The sequence below is a fragment of the Alteromonas sp. RW2A1 genome, from assembly GCF_001886475.1.
GTDB classification, from domain to species: Bacteria; Pseudomonadota; Gammaproteobacteria; order Enterobacterales; family Alteromonadaceae; genus Alteromonas; species Alteromonas hispanica.
Genome location: NZ_CP018031.1, coordinates 3,865,436 through 3,885,202 on the forward strand (window position 1 = coordinate 3,865,436; position 19,767 = coordinate 3,885,202).

General features: G+C 43.6%; 21 protein-coding genes. 8 read left to right on the forward strand and 13 right to left on the reverse strand.

All coding sequences use genetic code 11. From position 1 onward, the window contains the following. Window positions 1-262: 262 nt before the first annotated feature. On the reverse strand, window positions 263-1,096 hold the full coding sequence (gene nudC, locus BM528_RS17045) for an NAD(+) diphosphatase (RefSeq protein ID WP_083595333.1): 834 nt from the start codon (window positions 1,094-1,096) through the stop codon (window positions 263-265). 462 nt (window positions 1,097-1,558) lie between these two features. Here nudC and BM528_RS17050 point away from each other — a divergent pair, with 462 nt between their 5' ends. From BM528_RS17050 to BM528_RS17065, 4 genes are all read left to right on the forward strand, one after another. Further along, complete coding sequence (locus BM528_RS17050; protein WP_071980866.1) at window positions 1,559-2,032, forward strand: transcriptional repressor; 474 nt, start codon at window positions 1,559-1,561, stop codon at window positions 2,030-2,032. After that, window positions 2,022-2,486 carry a chemotaxis protein CheX gene (locus BM528_RS17055; RefSeq protein ID WP_071980867.1) on the forward strand — a complete coding sequence of 155 codons (465 nt, stop codon included), beginning with the start codon at window positions 2,022-2,024 and terminating at the stop codon, window positions 2,484-2,486. Before BM528_RS17050 ends, BM528_RS17055 begins: the two co-directional genes overlap by 11 nt. After that, window positions 2,476-2,913, forward strand: coding sequence for a secondary thiamine-phosphate synthase enzyme YjbQ (locus BM528_RS17060; protein WP_071980868.1), 438 nt, complete (start codon window positions 2,476-2,478; stop codon window positions 2,911-2,913). The genes BM528_RS17055 and BM528_RS17060 overlap by 11 nt, the downstream gene beginning before the upstream one ends. Before the next feature lie 109 nt (window positions 2,914-3,022). Next, a complete protein-coding gene (locus BM528_RS17065; protein ID WP_071980869.1) occupies window positions 3,023-4,228 on the forward strand; it encodes an OmpA family protein in 1,206 nt (401 codons plus the stop codon). Window positions 4,229-4,417: 189 nt separating this feature from the next. Here BM528_RS17065 and dnaB read toward each other — a convergent pair whose 3' ends face one another. The 5 genes from dnaB to BM528_RS17090 all read right to left on the reverse strand — a co-directional run bounded on the left by dnaB (window position 4,418) and on the right by BM528_RS17090 (window position 8,709). Then, window positions 4,418-5,803 carry a replicative DNA helicase gene (dnaB, locus tag BM528_RS17070; protein WP_071980870.1) on the reverse strand — a complete coding sequence of 462 codons (1,386 nt, stop codon included), beginning with the start codon at window positions 5,801-5,803 and terminating at the stop codon, window positions 4,418-4,420. Between the two features lie 187 nt (window positions 5,804-5,990). Beyond that, window positions 5,991-6,461, reverse strand: coding sequence for a hypothetical protein (locus BM528_RS17075; protein ID WP_071980871.1), 471 nt, complete (start codon window positions 6,459-6,461; stop codon window positions 5,991-5,993). Window positions 6,462-6,642: 181 nt separating this feature from the next. Next, the gene (locus tag BM528_RS17080) at window positions 6,643-7,629 is read right to left on the reverse strand and encodes a DUF4097 family beta strand repeat-containing protein (protein ID WP_083595411.1); all 987 of its coding nucleotides are present in this window, start codon (window positions 7,627-7,629) and stop codon (window positions 6,643-6,645) included. A gap of 14 nt (window positions 7,630-7,643) precedes the next feature. Beyond that, window positions 7,644-8,141, reverse strand: coding sequence for a hypothetical protein (locus BM528_RS17085; protein WP_071980872.1), 498 nt, complete (start codon window positions 8,139-8,141; stop codon window positions 7,644-7,646). Then, window positions 8,134-8,709 (reverse strand): RNA polymerase sigma factor, encoded by a 576-nt coding sequence (locus BM528_RS17090; RefSeq protein ID WP_071980873.1) that lies wholly within the window; start codon window positions 8,707-8,709, stop codon window positions 8,134-8,136. Before BM528_RS17090 ends, BM528_RS17085 begins: the two co-directional genes overlap by 8 nt. A 120-nt stretch (window positions 8,710-8,829) precedes the next feature. On the opposite strand from BM528_RS17090, the gene BM528_RS17095 reads away from it, so the two are divergent. Then, window positions 8,830-9,465 (forward strand): MOSC domain-containing protein, encoded by a 636-nt coding sequence (locus tag BM528_RS17095; protein ID WP_071980874.1) that lies wholly within the window; start codon window positions 8,830-8,832, stop codon window positions 9,463-9,465. A gap of 26 nt (window positions 9,466-9,491) precedes the next feature. Here the strand turns inward: BM528_RS17095 and BM528_RS17100 are convergent, their stop codons facing one another. The 5 genes from BM528_RS17100 to BM528_RS17120 all read right to left on the reverse strand — a co-directional run bounded on the left by BM528_RS17100 (window position 9,492) and on the right by BM528_RS17120 (window position 13,357). Further along, on the reverse strand, window positions 9,492-10,574 hold the full coding sequence (locus tag BM528_RS17100) for an MBL fold metallo-hydrolase (protein ID WP_071981384.1): 1,083 nt from the start codon (window positions 10,572-10,574) through the stop codon (window positions 9,492-9,494). Window positions 10,575-10,898: 324 nt separating this feature from the next. After that, on the reverse strand, window positions 10,899-11,351 hold the full coding sequence (gene rplI / locus BM528_RS17105; RefSeq protein WP_071980875.1) for a 50S ribosomal protein L9: 453 nt from the start codon (window positions 11,349-11,351) through the stop codon (window positions 10,899-10,901). A 26-nt stretch (window positions 11,352-11,377) separates the two neighbouring features. After that, entirely contained in the window at window positions 11,378-11,605 is a 228-nt protein-coding gene (gene rpsR / locus BM528_RS17110) for a 30S ribosomal protein S18 (RefSeq protein WP_012519954.1), read from the reverse strand. 11 nt (window positions 11,606-11,616) lie between these two features. Beyond that, entirely contained in the window at window positions 11,617-12,018 is a 402-nt protein-coding gene (gene rpsF, locus BM528_RS17115; protein ID WP_071980876.1) for a 30S ribosomal protein S6, read from the reverse strand. 166 nt (window positions 12,019-12,184) lie between these two features. After that, a complete protein-coding gene (locus BM528_RS17120; protein WP_071980877.1) occupies window positions 12,185-13,357 on the reverse strand; it encodes a GAF domain-containing sensor histidine kinase in 1,173 nt (390 codons plus the stop codon). A gap of 318 nt (window positions 13,358-13,675) precedes the next feature. Between BM528_RS17120 and BM528_RS17125 the strand changes: the two genes are divergently transcribed. The 3 genes from BM528_RS17125 to BM528_RS17135 all read left to right on the forward strand — a co-directional run bounded on the left by BM528_RS17125 (window position 13,676) and on the right by BM528_RS17135 (window position 16,460). Further along, window positions 13,676-13,963 carry a YebG family protein gene (locus tag BM528_RS17125; RefSeq protein ID WP_071980878.1) on the forward strand — a complete coding sequence of 96 codons (288 nt, stop codon included), beginning with the start codon at window positions 13,676-13,678 and terminating at the stop codon, window positions 13,961-13,963. Between the two features lie 347 nt (window positions 13,964-14,310). After that, on the forward strand, window positions 14,311-15,060 hold the full coding sequence (locus BM528_RS17130; RefSeq protein WP_442855891.1) for an ABC transporter ATP-binding protein: 750 nt from the start codon (window positions 14,311-14,313) through the stop codon (window positions 15,058-15,060). Beyond that, the gene (locus BM528_RS17135; RefSeq protein WP_071980879.1) at window positions 15,060-16,460 is read left to right on the forward strand and encodes an ABC transporter permease; all 1,401 of its coding nucleotides are present in this window, start codon (window positions 15,060-15,062) and stop codon (window positions 16,458-16,460) included. The genes BM528_RS17130 and BM528_RS17135 overlap by 1 nt, the downstream gene beginning before the upstream one ends. Before the next feature lie 43 nt (window positions 16,461-16,503). Here the strand turns inward: BM528_RS17135 and BM528_RS17140 are convergent, their stop codons facing one another. Both BM528_RS17140 and BM528_RS17145 read right to left on the reverse strand, forming a co-directional pair. After that, entirely contained in the window at window positions 16,504-18,087 is a 1,584-nt protein-coding gene (locus tag BM528_RS17140) for a methyl-accepting chemotaxis protein (protein ID WP_071980880.1), read from the reverse strand. 162 nt (window positions 18,088-18,249) lie between these two features. Then, entirely contained in the window at window positions 18,250-19,767 is a 1,518-nt protein-coding gene (locus tag BM528_RS17145) for a sensor histidine kinase (RefSeq protein WP_071980881.1), read from the reverse strand.

Genomic DNA, 19,767 nt, shown 5'->3' on the forward strand with positions numbered 1-19,767 from the left:
GCAATTATCTCTTGGTGTGCTAAAAACCTGAATGTAAACACGTCCTTTCGGCGGAGCAACGAGTGAGTGCGATGAATAGTGTCTGCAAAAATATACACCATAGACAAAAACGTCGAATATAACGAAAGTCTAAATTAACTTGCACTTCATAAAATCGTTTGCTAATACTATATACGTAATCAAAAAGAAGCCCCTTCAAAGGGACCGTGCTAACCATATTAGAACCCTGCCTCGGCAGGGTTTTTTATTTGTCTGCGCTTAATTATTTGTCTTTAATAAGAGACACTGTCTCAGCTATGAGTTGCCCAGCAATAGAAACTGAGGGTGGAATTTTTGGTAATGCATCAACGTCAAACCACTGCGCGTCATCTATCTCATTTTTCTGGCAGCGAATCTCTCCTCCATCATACTCAGCAATAAATCCCACCATGAGCGAATGAGGAAAGGGCCATGGCTGACTGTTAAAATATCTTAGGTTTTTTAGACGAACACCGACTTCTTCAAAAATTTCTCTGTGAGCTGCCTCCTCTAGACTTTCGCCGCTCTCTACAAACCCCGCTAAGGTAGAATACATGTTCGCCTCTTTATGCCTGACTCCTTTGGCAAGCAGAATTTTTTCCCCATTGTGTATCGCAACAATAATACACGGTGATACGCGCGGGTAAGCTCTGTGTTTACAGCGGTGGCACTGCATTGCCATTTCCCAATTTACTCTTTCCATTTCAGCACCGCATTGTCCACAAAATTTGTGGGTACGCATAAAATGGATGTATTGCCAGGCACGCCCTAGCACTGAAAAAGCGATATTTTGCTGAGTAAAAAGCAGCTGTCGTAAAGGAACTCTTTCCCAGCCAGGGTCTTCAAAAAATTCAGACCCTAAATCTACAACATAGACGGGAGCTTCAGTTTCTGCAGACCCGTTAAGAGGCGGCAGTTCGTGTACATCTTCAGCGTAGGAATGTAAGAAAGATAACTCTTCGAAATGCGCATTGGGGAGGGAGGCATCATTGGCGCGAACAACTAACTTTTCACGGCTAACGATAACCCACAATGCTTTACGTTCGTTGATATCTGAGCGAGACAAATTAATCATCATAAGTAAAAGCCTTATTATTTTTTTAACAAGATAACATAAAGCACACGTGAGTTGCTTGAGGTAGAACTTGTTAAACGCCACAAAAGACTTGCGCAATAGCATTGAAACAAATAGACATGAAACAGAGAGACACGCATTGCAGTTTTCGTTGACGCGTGTTGGTGTCACAAAAACACAGTGTTATACTGAAAACATCAAAAATTACTGACGAATCACGCTTTAGATGACAAAAACGTTAAGTTTATTTTTTAACTTTACGATCCCTGCTCTTACCCATTCGTAAAAGCAGTGTGATAAAGACTTAAAGCTTAGTGTTTGTGTTGTCACTCAATTTCACTTAAGGACTGCAGATCCCTTGTGATTTTTAACCCTGCATTTGTAGCGTGTGCACAATAAAAGTAATTTGCTAAGAGTACTCTATAATAATGAAGTTAATAACAGTCGAGTTTACGGTAGCTATTCATGAATAATACGACACTGATCCACAAGGCGCGTGCCTACTGCGAACAGCGCGGGGCGAGATTTACGCCATTAAGAGAAAAAGTGTACGAGATATTACTTTCAAAGCATGGACCCATGGGTGCTTATGAACTCCTCGACTCGCTTAAAGAAACTGAATCAAGCGCTAAACCAGCTACCGTCTATCGCGCTCTCGACTTTCTGTTAGACTTCGGTTTTATTCATAGATTAGAATCTACAAACGCGTTTGTTGCTTGCTATCACTTTGGATGTAATCACCCGGTTCAGTTCTTGATTTGTGACAGCTGTGGTGATGTTGCAGAAATACAGTCTGAAGGTTTAAAAGATACCCTTGATAGTCAAGCTGAAGCTCATGGCTTCCGCGTCTCAAAACAAACCATTGAAGCACATGGACTTTGCGCTGAATGTCAACAAACGGAAGATGTCTCATCTAAGGAGCAAGTTCATGAATGCTGATTTTGTAAACCCATTTATCGGCGGTTTACTCAATGTTATGGAGACAATGGCGCAGACCACGCTTACCCCAGGCAAACCAAAGAAAAAACAAAGCGACGTGGCTAAAGGCGACGTGTCTGGTCTTATTGGTATGGTAGGGCCGAATGTGCGGGGTTCAATGTCAATAACCTTCGACGAATCTCTAGCATTAACTATAATGGAGCGTATGGTAGGTGAGCGTCCTGAGAAACTGGATGCAGAAGTGGGCGACATGGTTGGTGAAGTGACCAACATGATTTGTGGCAATGCAAAACGAGACTTAGCAGAACGAGGCTACGAGTTTGGCATGGCGACTCCTATTGTTGTTTCTGGTCACCAACACACTATCAGCCATCAGGTAGATGGCGCAAAAATCATATTACCTTTTATGTGCGATCAGGGCATGGCTCATTTGGAAATCTGTTTTGACAAATAGTGTATGGCAGTCTGAAAAAATTACACTGCCTGAGTATCAAAGAGGGTTCCACCTCATCACCGATCGCATAGTAGAAGCAATTCCCTCTATCAGCAGAGTAGAAGTAGGATTGCTTCACCTCTGGCTACAGCATACAAGCGCAAGTCTTACCGTTAATGAAAATGCCGACCCAACAGTTCGACAAGACATGGAGGCATTTCTAAATCATACGGTAAAAGAAGACATTCGCTACTTTCAACACACTTATGAGGGCAGTGACGATATGCCCGCACATCTAAAATCGAGCCTATTAGGCTGTCAAATTACTGTTCCCATTCAGCAAGGAAAACTTGCACTTGGCACGTGGCAGGGTATCATGCTCGGTGAACACCGCTACAACGGTGGAAGACGCACTATTATTGCCACACTACAAGGGACAGTCGCATAGCCCACACAATAAATGGCATGCTTTGTGCATAGCTTAAAGAATCAAGCTCTTGAGCACAAAAAACATATTATCAAATTGATAATCACTCAACGTAAAACAGGATGTGACTATGAAACACAACTTAAAACTAGCAGCGCTATCTCTTGCTGTAATGGCTTCGACGAATGCGTTTGCACAAGAATCTTCTGAACCAGATTACAAACACTGGATTGGTCTTTCTGGCATGTACTACAACGCCGACGAATCACGCCCACTTTCCCTAACTAAAAACGGTGCCTATGACGAAGGCCAAGGCCTATCAGTTGAATACGGATTTCGCTTCACACAAAGCTGGGCAGCGCGTATTGAAATAACTGACTTAAACCTAGACAGCGCGGCGGGCAATTCTGCTGGCGATGCAGACGGTGAAATGGTTGGCGTAGATGCTATGTACTTCATGCCTGATGACGCATGGTTCCTTTTCGGTGGTGTTAAGCGCCAGTCAGTAGGCGTTTCAACAACGCAAGGCAACATTGGTATTGGTAAACATTGGGATCTTGATGGGTCAGTGAGACTTATTACTGAAGTAGCTGCTTACCATGACTTCGGTGAAGACTATAACGATTACAGCTTTAAATTAGGCCTTGCAGTACCGTTCGGTAAAAGCACGCCAAAAGCACCTGTGGATAGCGACAACGATGGCGTAGTAGATGGCAAGGACCAATGTCCAATGACACCTTCAGGCGTACGTGTAGACGCAACTGGTTGTAGTGTTGATAACGACAATGACGGCGTTATGAACAGCGTTGACCAATGTCCTAACACACCTGCTGGCACACAAGTAGACGCAATGGGTTGTGCAATCAAAGACGCTGACAACGATGGCGTTGTAGATAGCAAAGACATGTGTCCAGATACAGAAGCTGGTGTAAAAGTTGATGCTAAAGGCTGTACTGTATTCGACCAAGAAACAGTAAAAATTACACTGCGCGTTCTTTTCGATAACGAAAGTGCCGTTGTGAAAATGCCAAAGGATCCTGAAATTTCAGAATTCGCAGAATTCATGAAGCAGTATCCTTCTACAACTGCAGTAATTGAAGGTCACACCTCTGCACCGGGTACTGAGTCTTATAATATGGACTTATCTGAGCGTCGTGCAGCTAACTTCAAAGAAGTAATGGTTGATATGTACGGTATCGATGCAACGCGTCTAGATACTGTAGGTTACGGTGAAACACAATTGCTAGATACAGCTAGCAATGCTGAAGCACATCGTGTTAACCGTCGCATTTCAGTGACAGTTAAAGACACAGTTAAAGTACCTGAAGAGAAATAATCTTCTGATTTAACGATTAAAAAAGGCGCCGATGGCGCCTTTTTTGTGTCTTTGTATCTGTGTAGCCCGTTCTAACTGACGTTCTCCCATGGTCATTTAGCACTGCTGGCTGATGTCACATATTTTTACACACGCCTTATCAATCACTCGTTAACGCGGGCTGATTTAACTCAATTAGTGAAAAGAACGCTAATATTCATCGGCCATCGCAGGACCTGCGTAGTTGTCGAACCGTGAAAATTGTCCTTGGAAGGTTAATCTTGACGTACCTATAGGGCCGTTACGTTGCTTACCGATAATAATCTCTGCAATCCCCTTATCTTCGCTATTTTCGTGATATACCTCATCGCGATAAATAAACATGATTAAGTCGGCATCCTGCTCGATAGAGCCAGATTCACGGAGGTCGGAGTTAACCGGTCTCTTGTCTGCACGTTGCTCTAGCGTTCGGTTAAGCTGAGACAGTGCTACCACTGGCACCTCCAGCTCTTTTGCTAAGGCTTTAAGTGAGCGAGATATTTCCGCTATTTCAAGTGTTCGGTTTTCGCTTAACGAAGGTACGCGCATGAGCTGAAGGTAATCGATCATTATCAGGCTAATCCCACCTCGCTCTCTAGCTAATTTCCGGGCTCTACTGCGAACATCCATAGGCGTTAAACCAGAAGAGTCATCTACAAACAGCCTGTCCTTATCTTTAAGCATAGCCATTGTGTTAGAAATCCTCGCCCAATCTTCATCATCTAATTGCGCGGTTCTAATCTTTGTTTGATCAACCCGGCTTAGTGATGCAAGCATACGCATCATAATTTGCTCAGAAGGCATTTCTAAACTAAATACTAATACCGGCTTTTCCTCTGCCATCATGGCATTTTCTACCAAGTTCATCGCAAAGGTTGTTTTTCCCATTGATGGCCTTGCCGCAACAATAATGAGATCGGAAGGTTGTAATCCACTGGTTTTTTTATCTAAGTCGGTAAAACCTGTGGTAACACCAGTCACTTCTTTATTAGTCTTTACTAGCTCTTCAAGTCGGTCTATAGTTTTTCCAAGCACCGACCCTACGTCACGGGGCCCCTCGTTTTCTCCGGTTCTGCGCTCTGCTATTTCAAACACCCGACTTTCAGCCAAATCGAGAATATCAGCGCTGTCACGACCTTCGGGGTTGTAACCGATCTCGGCAATTTCGTGAGCGACACCAATAAGCTCACGAGTAATGGCGCGCTCACTGATAATTTGAGCATAGGAAGCCACGTTTGCGGAACTAGGCGTGTTTTTAGCTAGTTCGCCCAAATAAGCAAACCCACCAGCATCATCAAGCTCATCGTGCTTTTCGAGCTCTTCTGAAACCGTTATTAGATCAATCGGTTGGTTGGTATTAAGTAGGCGAACAATAGCGCGAAAGATAGTTTGGTGAGACCGGTTATAAAAGTCTGTCTCTGTAACAAGTTCAGCAACTTTGTCCCAACTTTCAGGGTCAATAAGCATACTGCCCAAAACAGATTGCTCCGCCTCGATACTGTGAGGTGGAACCTTCAATTTTTCTATATTCTTATCGCCTTGAGGAGGAGAAGCCACTAATCGAACCTATTGCAGAGTATCAAAACCAATTCACTATTATGCGCTTTTCGTACGCTTGCCTCAATACGCTAAATTAGAGATTGGCCACACTAGCACAACTTTTATTCTAAAAAGGGAACCCGCCTCTGCTGCACCATTTGGTTTGCCTAGGTCTCCTTGTATAAAAAAACCTTACTCGGCTAATTTATATCTTTGCTTTTTCAAGGCGGAAGAACATACCTTTTGATGGCGTTACAGCATATGCATCTTGTTGAAGAAGTAATGTGCGGCCTAGGTCAGAGGTATCAGATGAACAGGATAGTGTGATTTCGATAACATCGTCGGATGTAAAACCAATTTGCTGTTGCTCTACGTTATAGCGAAATAAAAAATCGTCTGAATTTAAACGCTCTGATTTGTATACTGGCACATCGCAAGTAGCCTGGTCCAAACGGGCCGATTTAGCCGAATAGGTTACGGAGCTTCCTAAAACGCTATCAGCGCTATCACTTACACTGCTAGCACCTTGGGGATAAGCATCTGTGACAACCCAGGTTCCTTCATACACTGCAGGTTCCTTAATTGCGCATCCTAACGTGAGTGCACAAATGCCAAACGCACCTATAATTAGGCTATGGAATTTCCAAAAGCGTTTAACATGTCCAATAATTTTCACTGTTTTCCCCCTGGGTAGTACTTAGCATGTAGTACTTAGCATTTAGTACTTAACATGCAGTACTTAACACAAAATAAAAAAGCCGCCCGTATCTGAGCAGCTTTGCCGTTCGTCGATTAATAAATATGGATTAAAAACTAATTTTCAACCTAGTAATCGAATTAGTAAAACGCTTACTTATTCATTTTTGATCTAATTCAATGCGACCGTTTACGGTGGAGACATCTACGTTGGCAGCGCCCCCATCTTTTATGAAGCGCAGCGAACTGCTTGGGCCATACTTTGGCTTATTCACTTTGTCATTACTAATACGGTTCTTAATACTACCTCCTGCATGGGCCTCAATATCAAACTGGGCGGATACATCACTTTGGAAAGTCAGCGATATCGAGCCACCTACTGAATTGGCTTTAACCTGTCCATTCGCGTTCAGTGACATGCGAGCTGTGGTTTTTCCATTAACCGTATCAATACTTAATGCATCGACCTCTGCCAAGGTGAGATCTATTCGGCCATTAACAGTTTCTACCGCTACATCAGGGCTTGTGGTGTCAACTTGAAGGTCGCCGTTTACCGAGGTAAATGAGATATCGCTAGTGCCAGAGTGTTGAACATCAATGTCGCCATTCACTGTTTCAACATCTAATTCCCCAATAATATTGCGTAGTTCAATATCGCCATTTACCGACTCTACTTCGACACGACTCCCAACGTCTTGCAACGTTACATCACCGTTAACCACCTCGATATCAACAGCGTTCTGTATTCCATTAACCATAATATCTGCGTTTACTGCTGTGTAATGCAAGTCGCTGTCTTTCGGTACATAAACCGTAAGGTCGTCTCCATCTTTATCGTTGCCATACCATTGTTTTGACTTGCGCTTTACTTCAACGTGAATGACAACCACATCACCTCGTTTCTCAAAAATAAACTCTTCGGTTCGCTCACCTAGCTCTCCAAAAACTCGAACTTGAGATTTATCCCACACTTTTACCTCTGTTCGCCCGTTTACATGCTCTATATCCACTTTAGGCGATGATGAAGTATCAATGGTTTTATCCACCTTTTCACCTGCACTAACGCCTAACGAAACCACAAACAGCATAATCGCCGCGAGCGCATGTGCGACTACAGATGATGGTGAATTAGATTGTCTTATTTTCATGGTATTACCTCTTATTAAATTTGCTGCCATTTTGGCGCGTGCACTCGCTCAACTAGGGCAATTTGTTGTTGAAAAACATGGTGTAGCATCTTTATTAACGCGGTATTGTCAGGGTCTTCTTTCAACGCTTTTTTTATTGCATCTGCGGCTTCATCTAACTCGTTAAGCTGTTGCTGCCAATTTTCTGTTAACGCTGGCGTTTCTTCATAGCTTGCTAACAGAGTTGTTAAGTATTGCTGCTGCTGCGCACTTTGCACTTCAACTAGCGCGTAGTTATCAGGAGACGCTCTTTCTCTTTCATCTATCTCGAATGTAAAGAACCAGAGCACACTGAATACGCCCAGCAAAGCCGCTACACTTCCCCAGCGTCGATAGGTATTCGAGTGCTGCTCGAAAGCGTCCTCATCACTTGTGATACCAAGCTCTATGCCTCGCCATAAATCTCGCTCGGGCTGCTGCTCCTTAGGCATCTGAAGAACTCGCTGCGATAGCGTTTTGTCAGCTTTACTCATCTTTATACCCCATGGCATGTTTTAATAGCCCTTTGGCTCGGTGCAGTTGGGCTTTACTTGAACCTACCGCCATATTCAACATTTTGGCTATTTCTTCATGTCGATAACCTTCCACCGCATGCAAAACAAAGACTAATCTAGCCCGCTCTGGCAGCGCTCTTATGTGTTTCTCTAAGTCTTCGTTATCTGGTTGTTGCGGTGCAACCGGCTCACTGGCCCCACTTAGCTCAATGTTCAGCATGCGTTGAAACCAGCCTCTCTGTTTACGCATATACGAAATGGTGACGTTGGCAGTTACACTGTGTAACCAAGTACTAAATTGACTATTTCCATCGTAATTCGCAATTTTTCTCCACAGCTGAATAAAAACCTCTTGAGCAGCATCTTCGGCCATATTTTTTTCGCCCGTCATGCGATAACACAGTGCATAAACACGGCCTATATGCTGCTGATACAACAGCTTAAAGGCATGTTTATCTCCCGCTTTCACATCAGCAATAAGTGCACTTTCCTTTTTAACGGTAAATACCTCTTTGTTCGGGGAAATAGATTTTAGGGCCTGCTCCATGACACTCTCTTTTTTGTGTACACTGGGTAACGAATCTCGTTAGTGTTATATCCTTAGTCGTAGCCTATAGTAGAAAGGTTTAAAGAGAAGAATAACTTTTTTCAAAAACACGGAGCCGATATGTCAGAATTCAGAGTAGAAGCGTTGTTCGCAGGCCAACCTAAGCCATTAGGTCCTCGTAAATCGCTAAGTAGTATTGTCAAAGAAGCCGTCGCGCAACTTACTGTTCATATCGACAAAACAGAAGAAGATCTGCAAGCTAATCAACGCCTGCATGGTGGCCCTGAAAAAGTATTGCATCAATATAACCCGCTAAATTACCTAACTTTGAGAAAGCACTTTCCAGAGGGCAATTTTGTGCCAGGCAGCATAGGTGAAAACCTCAGTGTAGAGGGTATGGACGACGCCACCGTGTTTATTGGGGATATTTGGCAATTTGGTAATGTACAACTTCAGGTAAGTGCCCCTAGAGCGCCGTGTAATAAAATATCTCAACGTTACGGTATTTCTAATTTAGACAGGTTCGTTGGTGAGAGAGGAATAACTGGGTGGTACTACCGAGTTTTGGAGCCTGGCATAATTTACCCCGGCGATGCCGTAAATTTAGTAGAGCGCTCCAGCAATACGGTGAGTGTACATGAGCTTATGCAATGTGCTCACAAAAAGACAGACAAAACACTAGCAGCTAAGTTGTCGGCACTGCCCATACTTGATGACGAATGGCGCTTAAAGTGCGAAAAAATAGCTGCCGCTTAAGAAGCAAAAAAGCTAGTTAGTGGCTCTTAAAGCGCCACTTCTTCTCCCTCATTGAGGATGTAAAGCGGAATTTTATTGCTCAGCTTCTCGTCCATTTTTAATAGCCTGAATAGGGCTGAATGAGAAGTTTTGTCGCCCATTTGCCAGCTTGCATTGCCATATCCCCATGGGATGACAACTTTACAATCTAGCTCTTTAGCCGCCACTAATGCATCTTCGGGAGTAGTATGAACATTGCGATACCACTTAGGCGAAGACTCACTAAAATATGAAGCAATGGGAAGTAAACAAACATCTATGCTACCAAAACGATCTGCAATATCTTCAAAATGCTTGGAGTACCCCGTATCGCCGGAAAAAAATAGTGTTTTACCCTGATTCTCTAAAACCCAGCCTCCCCACAGCGCCTTGTCGTTATCCTCATATAGATACGGCACTACAATACGACTACTGAAATGGTGAGCAGGAACAAAATGAATAGTGGTATCACCCACTTTTTTGTTTGCATACCAAGCCATTTCCGTAATATCAAAACCGCCTGTTGGAAAGTGCTCAGCAAAACCTAACGGCACCAAATATGAAGGCTTATTACCTATGTGTTTAATGTCTGCTTTATTGAAGTGATCATAATGAATATGGGAGTACATCACCGCATTTGTGCGCTCTATTTCATCTCGTGTCATCGTTGCCGCAGACTGACGAAAAAAGCCTTCTGCTAACTTAAAGCCCCAGTCTACCGGCCAGTCGAACTGATCGAATACAGGGTCAAACAAGAATTGCTGGTTGTTGCTGGTAGACACAACAAAGCTAGCATGACCAAGCCATTTAATTGTAAAGCCACTGTTGATTGATAAGGAAGGGTTGTTACCTTTGTAAAAGCAATCCTGCATTTTTGCTTCGCACTCAACGCGCTCAGTTGGAGGATAGCAGTTAGATTGGCAAGTCACTGGGTAATCGGGAAAATTTTTATAAATGTTGGCAAACCGGTCTTCCTCACCCTCGAATTGCGAGCGCTTTACTACGGTATTAGAGTGCGCAAGAGTTTGGACAGTATTGTCTACTGCGCATGCACATAGTAAGAGCGTAAAGAGTAAAAAGACGTATTTCATTTCGAGCTCAATGGTTTCAATAAAACTGATAGTAAAATATTTGTACTTGAATAGGGAGAAGGAAAAAACAAAAAACGTAAGTAAATGTTTAGACATAAAAATGTATGGTCCGCCTCGTTATTGCAATGATTAATTTCGATAACGGGGTTGGTTATGCGCTAATGTATTCGGAGTCTGTTTAGGCGCTTTCGATTCCAAGAACTTTAATAGTAGACATGATGGTTCGCCTCTTTGATTGCCTAACTCTAAGATTAGCTTAGAGGTGAGGCGGACCATCTAATTAAACCGCTCTAATGAGCGGCTTTTTCAACTAATCGTCAGCGCTTACGCTTCAGCAATAATAATCACTTTAATAGAAGTGATTACGTCAGCGTGAAGCTGTACGTCGATGTCGTACTCACCGGTTTCACGAAGTGTACCAGTAGGTAGTTTAACCTGAGATTTTTGTACTTCAACGCCAGCTGCAGTAATTGCATCAGCGATGTCACGAGTACCAACAGAGCCAAACAACTTGCCTTCTTCACCAGCAGGTGCAGCAATTGTAACTTCAGCCAACTCATTGATTTTCTCAGCACTTGCGTTTGCAGCAGCTAGCTGCTCAGCAATGTTTGCTTCTAGTTCAGCACGACGTGCTTCGAACTTTTCAACGTTGTCTTTAGTTGCAGGAACCGCTTTACCCTGTGGGAAAAGGAAGTTACGCGCATAACCAGACTTTACAGTCACTTGGTCGCCCAAGCCGCCAAGGTTGGCGATTTTATCTAGTAGGATGATGTTCATCTAAGCTACCCCTTAAGTTCGCCAAATTACTTGTGTGAATCAGTGTACGGAAGCAACGCAAGAAAACGTGCGCGCTTTATCGCAGATGACAACTGACGCTGATATTTTGCGCTAGTACCAGTAATACGGCTAGGGACAATTTTACCGCTCTCAGTGATGTAGTTCTTAAGAGTAGCGATATCTTTGTAATCTATTTCGGTCACACCTTCTGCAGTGAAACGGCAGAACTTACGACGTCTGAAAAAACGAGCCATGGGTGATCTCCTTAAGCGTTGTCTTCAGTGGTTTCAGTTTTCTTTTCTGCACGCTCTGTGCGAGGAGCAGAATCGTCACGACGCTCACGACGTGGCTCTTCTTTCATCATTGGAGAAGGCTCAGTCACAGCAGTCTTAGTGCGCATAACCATGTTACGTAGGATCACGTCGTTGAAACGGAAAGCATTTTCCAATTCGTCAACAGCTTCTGCAGATGCTTCAGCATTGATTAGTACGTAGTGGGCTTTGTGCAGCTTTTCGATTGGGTAAGCCAATTGACGACGGCCCCAATCTTCTAAACGATGAATCTGACCACCGTCTTGCTTAAGAATTGTAGTATAACGCTCGATCATACCAGGTACTTGTTCACTCTGATCAGGGTGAACCATAAATACGATTTCGTAATGACGCATTATAGCTCCTTACGGTTGTAGCCTCGACAGTACAGCCAACTGTATGGAGACAAGGAACGAGTTAGGATGGCTGTAAGGGCGCGCATTATACGCATACCGTAGAATTTGCACAAGCATTAATCACCTGTACTGAGCATAATTATGTGCTGCTATGGCGGGCTGACGACTATGCCGGAATGGCGAGGACGAATTCGGTTTGCTTTTTATCTGAATTGACGCTCAGCACTCCTTCGTGAGCAGCTGCTATTTGCGAAGCGATGAAGAGGCCTAACCCTAAACCTCCTGCGTCTTTCTGCTTCTCGTGACGCCAAAACGGCTGGAAAAGACGGGACATAGATTCTTTTGCTATTGGCTCACCGCTATTGGTAACGCGTATAATAAGTTCGTTATCAACTAAGTCAGCATAAACGTGAATAGGCTTGGTTATATCTCCGTGAACAATTGCATTTGTCAATAAGTTAGACAACACCTGGCTTAAGCGGTCTGGGTCACAAAAAACCGAAGTGTTTATATTGATGTGATACTTGATAGCACATTCGCTGTGGGTAAGCTCTAACTCAGACACGGTGTAGCGCAATAGTGCGCCTAAATTATTAGTGTGTTTTTTTTCTAACGGAATGCTGCTACCCATTTTACCGTGTGTAAAATCCATTACATCTGATATAAGTCTAGTCATACGGCTAACGCTGTTATTCATGCGTTTCAATATGGTTTTAGCCGTGTGCTCTTGAGGCAAGTCTGAGAGAAAATCGATCCCCATTTTGATTGATGACAAAGGCGTTCTAATGTCGTGGCCTAATATAGCAATATATTGCTCTCGTAATTTGGCAGCAGATTGCTCATCAAAGAGTTCAGCTTTGGTATCTTCAAGAGACTCGTAAAGGGTGATTTGACGAGATATAAGCGCTGCAAAAGAAGATATCTGTTGAGTGATCGACTCCGTTTTTAACTTCGCCGGCAAAGGGTCTAACCCACAAATTGTGCCGAAGAAATTCCCTTCGGTATCGTATATTGGATAGGAAAAGTAACTCTCAAACCCGTATAAACCGGGGATAGGGCTTTTTTGATATTCCTCGTCGTTAGAGGCGTGCTCTATAACAATGGGCTTTTGGGACATTCTAACCGAATTACAAAACGTGGTTTGAATATCTAACTGGTCACCAGGTTTTAAATTAAATTCAACCCGATCCAGCACAGAACACATTGTCCACTCTTGTTGTGTTACCCGCGCAACACAAATAAATCGTAAACCCGTGATATCTGCCAGCATCTCCATGATATGCGGAATAGCATCTATGGTTTGTATCGCGCTTATGTCTGTTGATGTTGTGGTGCTCATTTAAGTCTTTCCATGCTACGTGCGTCCAAGCTTTTTAAGGTTTTATGGAATAAAAACCTGCTTCACGATGAATGAGCAATCGTCCCATACCTGTATGTTGACACTGAAAAGTGGAAAATAAAAGATATTATCTTAGGGCCTGGTTAAATGTTATACATCCACAGAACAGACAGTAGGTATTGACAGTAATTATTGATATAGCGTGGATGTAACTTGAACCACTTTACAACGCGCTGTTGTAAAATCCACCAAATAACTGTTTATTTATACAGTTAAATGCGGTAAGGTTTTCGGGAACTTACAAAAAGGGGACCTACCATGGCCATTACCACACAGTATGTTGTTACGCACAAAGGGGTAGAAAAATTGGTAACTACCGATAAAAAAGAAGCCGATCAGTACGATAAGATGCTAGATGCAGCGGACAATTTAGCCCAGTATATCCTCGCCAAAGGCATTACTCTTGAAGACAAGGCGGTAGAAGAACTAACAATTCTACTGTCTAAGAATAAAGACAAGGTAAGCAAAATTTTTAAAGGGGCCACTGCAGATAGCGTGCTTGAAGATGAGAGCGCGGAAGTAGTAAAACTTAAGGCCAACGGATAAAGCGCTTCGCTTTCTTGTAATAGAAATATTTGCAACAGCGATTAAATTTCTGACTAACTCTCTTAAACCAGGCGGCGTTTTTACTGTATCACAAGAACTTTATGGCAAGTCTTTGTGCGTAGTCCGTAAATGCTATTAGTGACGCGCCAGAGCATCACGCCGAAAGAACCCGCTACAGAAAAGTGCTGAAGACACAATGATTTTTGCTGTAAAACTATGTAACAACCAACTTATTCGGTAGCATGGTTGCAACAATACATTGTGTCAGCTCGTTACCGTAATAAGGTATCAAAGTACTGAAGCAGCTTATGAAACGCGAGCACTTGAGAGATTAGTTAGGGATTTACGTGGAAGCGATAACAAAAACTGAGAGTTCGTACAAAGTCGCCATTGCTGTCGATGGGGCTAGCTTTTCTTATCGAAAGGGTGGCACGCCCGTTATCGACATTCCCCATTGGCAATTGAATAAAGGCGAACATGTTTTTCTTTCCGGCCCCTCCGGTAGTGGCAAAAGTACCTTCCTCAATCTATTAAGCGGCACTTTAACACCCGACTCAGGCTCTATAAGCCTTCTAGAAAAACCCTTCTCCTCTCTTTCAAACAAACAGCGAGACCGATTTCGCGCCAACCACATCGGGGTGGTTTTTCAGCAATTTAATTTAATTCCCTATCTGTCTGTAAAGCAGAACATAGAGGCTGCAATGTATTTTGCTGGCAACCCGATTAAAAGTAAAAAAGTCGATGAGCGCATTGTTATGTTAATTGAACAATTAGCGCTTTCGCCACAGGTGCTTCACGTTAAAGCTGATGCTTTGAGTGTGGGTCAGCAGCAGCGCATAGCAATTGCCCGCGCCCTAATAAATTCACCTGATGTTCTAATAGTTGATGAGCCTACGTCGGCATTAGATGCGAAGGCAAGAGATAGTTTTATGGCGATATTAAAAAGTGTCGCCAAAGACAGTGCCTTAGTTTTCGTAAGTCATGACCCTTACATGATGAAGTATTTCTCAAACCACCTAGAAATGCGGAATTTTACAACGCCAAATAACGCTGCTTCTGATACAGAGTCTTTGAAGATGTTGGAAGGTGGGCTTTAATGTTAACCACCATCGCCATTGAAAGCTTAAAACGTCGCAAAAGCACGGCATTACTGACATTGGTCAGTATTGTTATTAGCGTGAGTCTTTTACTCTCGGTTGATATCATTCGCACTCAGGTTAAAAGTAGCTTTACCCGAACAGTATCTGGCGTCGATGTTATTGTTGGCGCACCTAATGGACAGCTGAACTTACTGCTCTCTTCAGTATTCAACCTGTCGGCGCCCACTAAAGGAATAAGTAAGAAAAGTGTGCTCTCGCTTCAAGAAGACCCTCGGGTTTCATGGCTGATACCTATCTCTCTTGGCGATACGCATAAAGGTTTTCGTGTTATTGGAACCACAAATGCCTACTTCCAACATTTTAAGTATGGCGATAAACAGCCTTTATCCTTTGCATCTGGAGGCCTTTTTTCCGACGCTGGCTCTACAGTTATAGGTGCAGATATTGCCGAGAGCTTAGGATACTCCGTCGCCGATAACATTGTTATATCCCATGGTTTGGGCAATGTTTCATTTCGTCAGCACGACGCCTACCCATTTACCGTGGTAGGCGTATTGAATAAAACAGGCACCCCTGTTGATAAAGCGGTTTACATTACCCTTAGCGGCTTAGAACAAGCGCATAGCCATAGTGCTTCTTCATCTATTACTAAACCGTTAACCATTAAAAAGCCAACAGTAATTAAAAAGTCATCAGCGTTAGCGAAACCTCATTCTTCAGGTCAGCATGGCGCTGAAGTGCATGAAGCAGAACACAGCGAAGACCATGCTTCAAGGCGCGATGAAAAGGATCATGAGGAGCATCATGAGGAGCATTATGAGAACTATGACATTGATAGCATCCGCACCTCTTCAGTATCGGCGGTAATGTTAGGGCTAGAAAACCGAGTAACGGCTCTGCAACTACAATATCAAATTAATCAGCGTAGCGATGAGCCGTTGCTTGCTATATTGCCAGGAATGGCGCTTGCTGAACTATGGCAAATCATGGGAAATGTAGAGGCATTACTTTTATTGCTATCAACACTCATTGTTGTTTCTTCACTGTTTGGGCTTTCCACTATGCTGCTAGCAACAATGCGAGAGCGTTACCGCGAAATTGCGGTACTTCGCATAATAGGGGCAAGCCCAGCAACATTGTTAATACTGGTGCAGATAGAAGCATTGCTTATCGCACTTGCGGGTTGCTGTATAAGTATATTATTAGTGCTAGGCCTTTTACACGGTATAAAGCCCTGGCTAAGTAGCGAATACGGGGTATTTTTAGGAAGCGTACTAGTCACAAAAAGCAGTGCTATTATCGTACTACTTGTTGTAATAAGCACTTATCTTGTATCTTTTTTCCCCGCGTATGCCGCCTATAGACGGGGGTTACACAGAGATTTAAATGACAGTTAACGAGTGGGCATAGAGCCTACTCGTTAACTTTGCTAAACGACTGCTATTCACCAACGCGTTTTTCGGTACTAAAGCGAAGTACGAGTTCGTGAACTTGTTTGACTGTTTCTTTTAAATCATCACTCGCTGCAAGTGAGGCTTCAGAGGAACGCTGCGTCTCTTCAGCGCCATCTGCCACATCTACAAGCTGCTGATTAATATGCTCGGCTACCGTACTTTGCTCTTCAACGGCCGATGACATCTCAACAGTAGCATCTGCAATACCGCTCACTGCATTATTTATCTCAAATAAGGCTCCGCGAGTTTCCTCGACAATCAAGCTGCCTTTTTCAGCAGACGCCAGTCCGTCGGTAGACACTCTAACTGCTCTGTCCGAGCGCTCTGCAAGCTCGTTGATAATATTATGTATTTTATCTGTTGAATCGCGAGTACGTGAGGCCAGCGTACGCACCTCATCGGCAACAACCGCAAAGCCTCTACCTTGCTCTCCCGCTCTTGCCGCCTCTATGGCCGCGTTAAGCGCCAGCAAATTGGTTTGCTCGGCGATGGCAGAAATGATGTTGGCTGCTTCGCCAATATCGCTCGTAGACTGCGCTAACTCGGTCACTGTCTCTGAAATAGATTCTACCGCTTGGCGCAAAGACACTATCGCCTGCATGGCCTCTTCTGCTTTTTGATTACCCATATCCACATTCATAGCAGCGGTTTTTGCGCTTTTCGCATTGCTCTCTACGCGCTCTGCTACTTCTTGAATAGCTTGGCTCATTTGCGTTACCGCAGACGCTATTTGTTGTGTTGCCTGATTTTGCTGTACAACCGCGGCACTCGTGTTTTCTGCTTGAGTATGGGTTGTTCTAGAAACCGCTTCTAAGCCAGCAGATGCATCTTTGATCCGTGCTAACGCCGTTCTGGTGCGGGCAAGTTCGCACCCCAACGTCAGTTTTGCTCGCGCAATATGACTGGCATCAGCGAAATAGGTTTGCGCAACAATTTCATTGTTATAACTTTCGGGGCTTAGCGACAGAAACTCTTTCCATTCAGCTTTCGTTTTGCCCGCTTGAGCTGCAATTAATACAAGAAGCGCGACAAATGAAATAACAGCTGCAGTTGTATTTGCGGTAAACCACACTGCTGCCACCATAAACAGCCCAATCAATAGAGAGGGCCACACATGAGCTAAGCCTTGGGTAACCTGTTGTGATAAAGGCGTTGAAGACTGCCCCGCATTGAGCCGCTTGTACATGTCGGTTGCGCGCCTAATCTCATCATCAAACGCGGGCACACGAACAGACTCGTAACCAACAATAGCGCCACTTTCGTAAACCGGCGTTACAAACGCCGATACCCAATAATGGTCGCCATTTTTTCGTCTATTTTTCACCAACCCAAGCCAGCACTTACCCGATTCTAGTGTTGCCCACATTTCCTTGAATACTGAAGGTGGCATATCGGGGTGACGAATAAGGTTATGGTTTTTACCTATTAGTTCATCACGCTCGAAACCACTGACCTCTGCAAAATCGTCGTTACAGTGCTGTATGACACCGCGCTTATCGGTAGACGAAATAAGTCTATAGTGAGAAGGGTATTTATACTCTTTTTGAGTAACAGGCTGGTTATTTCTCATTCAAAACGTGCTCCGTTAGGTCTAATCGCGGCAACAGATAGGCCTCTGAACCGTACAATTAAGATTAGATCAATATTAGATAACGTCTAGTTTTAGAAAAACTTTAATTAAAAAAAAGTGTTACGAGATTTATATGCCTGTTGGCCTAGTGCCTTTTACCCACTAATCTTCAGGCGAACTACAAGGGATAGAGACGACGACTCGCGTGCCCACCCCCTCGGTACTGTAAATATCTACTTTTCCGCCGTGCTCTTCTACTATTGTTAGCGAAATAGACATACCAAGCCCTGTACCTTCTCCCGGCGGCTTAGTGGTATAAAATGGGGTGAATACTTTGTTGAGCACCTCGGCTGACATCCCAGCGCCTTCGTCTTCAACAATGAGCAGCACGTTGTCATTGTCTCTCTCAACTTTCAACGTAATATTTTTACCCTCTGCAGTGGCATAAATAGCGTTGGTTAAAAAGTTGACAAGAACCTGCTGTATTTGCCCTGAATTCCCTTTAAACGTCACATCATGTTCTGGCTCACAAAAAATGACATTGTTTTTATACCTATAAAGATTATTGGTGAGTTTAATTGCGGTCTGGAACGCCTCTGTTGCACTTATTTCAGTACGTTTATCAGAGTTCGGGTAAGAAAAGCTTCTCAGTGCTTTAACGATATCAATAATCCGCTCTATTCCCTCTGAAGACTCTTCAAACATCTCAGCAATATCTTTAGCACTGTCTTTTAAGGCGTAATCCTTCTCTAACCTCTCGAAGGTGCTGGCTATGTGTCCGCCGGCCTCACGACACAAGTCGCCTATTTGCTCAAGGGCACTTTGGTAATCATTGAAAATTTCTTTAGCAACTGTTGTGTTACTGCGAACATAACCAATAGGGTTGTTAATTTCATGGGCAATCCCAGCAGCAAGCTGCCCAAGCATGGCCATTTTATCGGCACTAACAAGCCTTTCTTCCAACTGCTTCCTATCTTCTTGCATTGTTGATATGGCAGCTTCTTGGTGGCTAAGCTTATGGGATTTGAGTTGATAGCGAAGGCCAAAATTCAAATAATGCTTTGTGGTATCGAGTATATAAAGGGTTTCTTCATCGAGATTGTCGTCTTCGGTTAACAACGCTAGCCAAGCAAATTCGTTATCCGCAAGCTCATGCATAAAATGAATAACTCTCGCTTCCTTTTTTGTATCATCGCGCTCAACAGCATTAACACACCAGTGGGCGTAACCTTCGGTGAGGGTTAAAGGTAGCTCATTAACAATAAGCGTAGAGAGGTCATTAGCCTCAATCCAACCATCGTTCGGCGTTAATACTTTATTGTCATCACCTACCACCATATCGCCATTTTTCACAATGATTGCTTTTCCACAGCTGGCCTGACAAAACTCAACGGCGGACTCAAGCGCAGAGAAAATAAAGGATGCGACAGTGTTGTTTGCACCAAGCTGTGATGCAGAGCGACTTAAATAGAGCAGCTCTCGTTCTCGCTGCTTAGAAGCTTGAAGGGATTTTCGAAGGGCTTGGTTAGCTAAATACGCATCTTGAGAATAGGTTTCTAAAAAGGATTCAGCGTTTTTACGGGCTATTTTTTGACGCTTTAGCTGCCGCTCTAATGAATTGACGCGGGCTTCAAGCTCGCTAATCCTCTCATTGGCAATGTGGTTTTTCTCATTACTCAA

Coding starts and splice junctions, on each gene's coding strand:
- nudC (WP_083595333.1), bottom strand. CDS start 1,096: ATGATGATTAATTTGTCTCGCTCAGATATCAACGAACGTAAAGCATTG.
- BM528_RS17050 (WP_071980866.1), top strand. CDS start 1,559: ATGAATAATACGACACTGATCCACAAGGCGCGTGCCTACTGCGAACAG.
- BM528_RS17055 (WP_071980867.1), top strand. CDS start 2,022: ATGAATGCTGATTTTGTAAACCCATTTATCGGCGGTTTACTCAATGTT.
- BM528_RS17065 (WP_071980869.1), top strand. CDS start 3,023: ATGAAACACAACTTAAAACTAGCAGCGCTATCTCTTGCTGTAATGGCT.
- BM528_RS17080 (WP_083595411.1), bottom strand. CDS start 7,629: ATGAAAATAAGACAATCTAATTCACCATCATCTGTAGTCGCACATGCG.
- BM528_RS17085 (WP_071980872.1), bottom strand. CDS start 8,141: ATGAGTAAAGCTGACAAAACGCTATCGCAGCGAGTTCTTCAGATGCCT.
- BM528_RS17090 (WP_071980873.1), bottom strand. CDS start 8,709: ATGGAGCAGGCCCTAAAATCTATTTCCCCGAACAAAGAGGTATTTACC.
- BM528_RS17095 (WP_071980874.1), top strand. CDS start 8,830: ATGTCAGAATTCAGAGTAGAAGCGTTGTTCGCAGGCCAACCTAAGCCA.
- BM528_RS17100 (WP_071981384.1), bottom strand. CDS start 10,574: ATGAAATACGTCTTTTTACTCTTTACGCTCTTACTATGTGCATGCGCA.
- rplI (WP_071980875.1), bottom strand. CDS start 11,351: ATGAACATCATCCTACTAGATAAAATCGCCAACCTTGGCGGCTTGGGC.
- rpsR (WP_012519954.1), bottom strand. CDS start 11,605: ATGGCTCGTTTTTTCAGACGTCGTAAGTTCTGCCGTTTCACTGCAGAA.
- rpsF (WP_071980876.1), bottom strand. CDS start 12,018: ATGCGTCATTACGAAATCGTATTTATGGTTCACCCTGATCAGAGTGAA.
- BM528_RS17120 (WP_071980877.1), bottom strand. CDS start 13,357: ATGAGCACCACAACATCAACAGACATAAGCGCGATACAAACCATAGAT.
- BM528_RS17125 (WP_071980878.1), top strand. CDS start 13,676: ATGGCCATTACCACACAGTATGTTGTTACGCACAAAGGGGTAGAAAAA.
- BM528_RS17135 (WP_071980879.1), top strand. CDS start 15,060: ATGTTAACCACCATCGCCATTGAAAGCTTAAAACGTCGCAAAAGCACG.
- BM528_RS17140 (WP_071980880.1), bottom strand. CDS start 18,087: ATGAGAAATAACCAGCCTGTTACTCAAAAAGAGTATAAATACCCTTCT.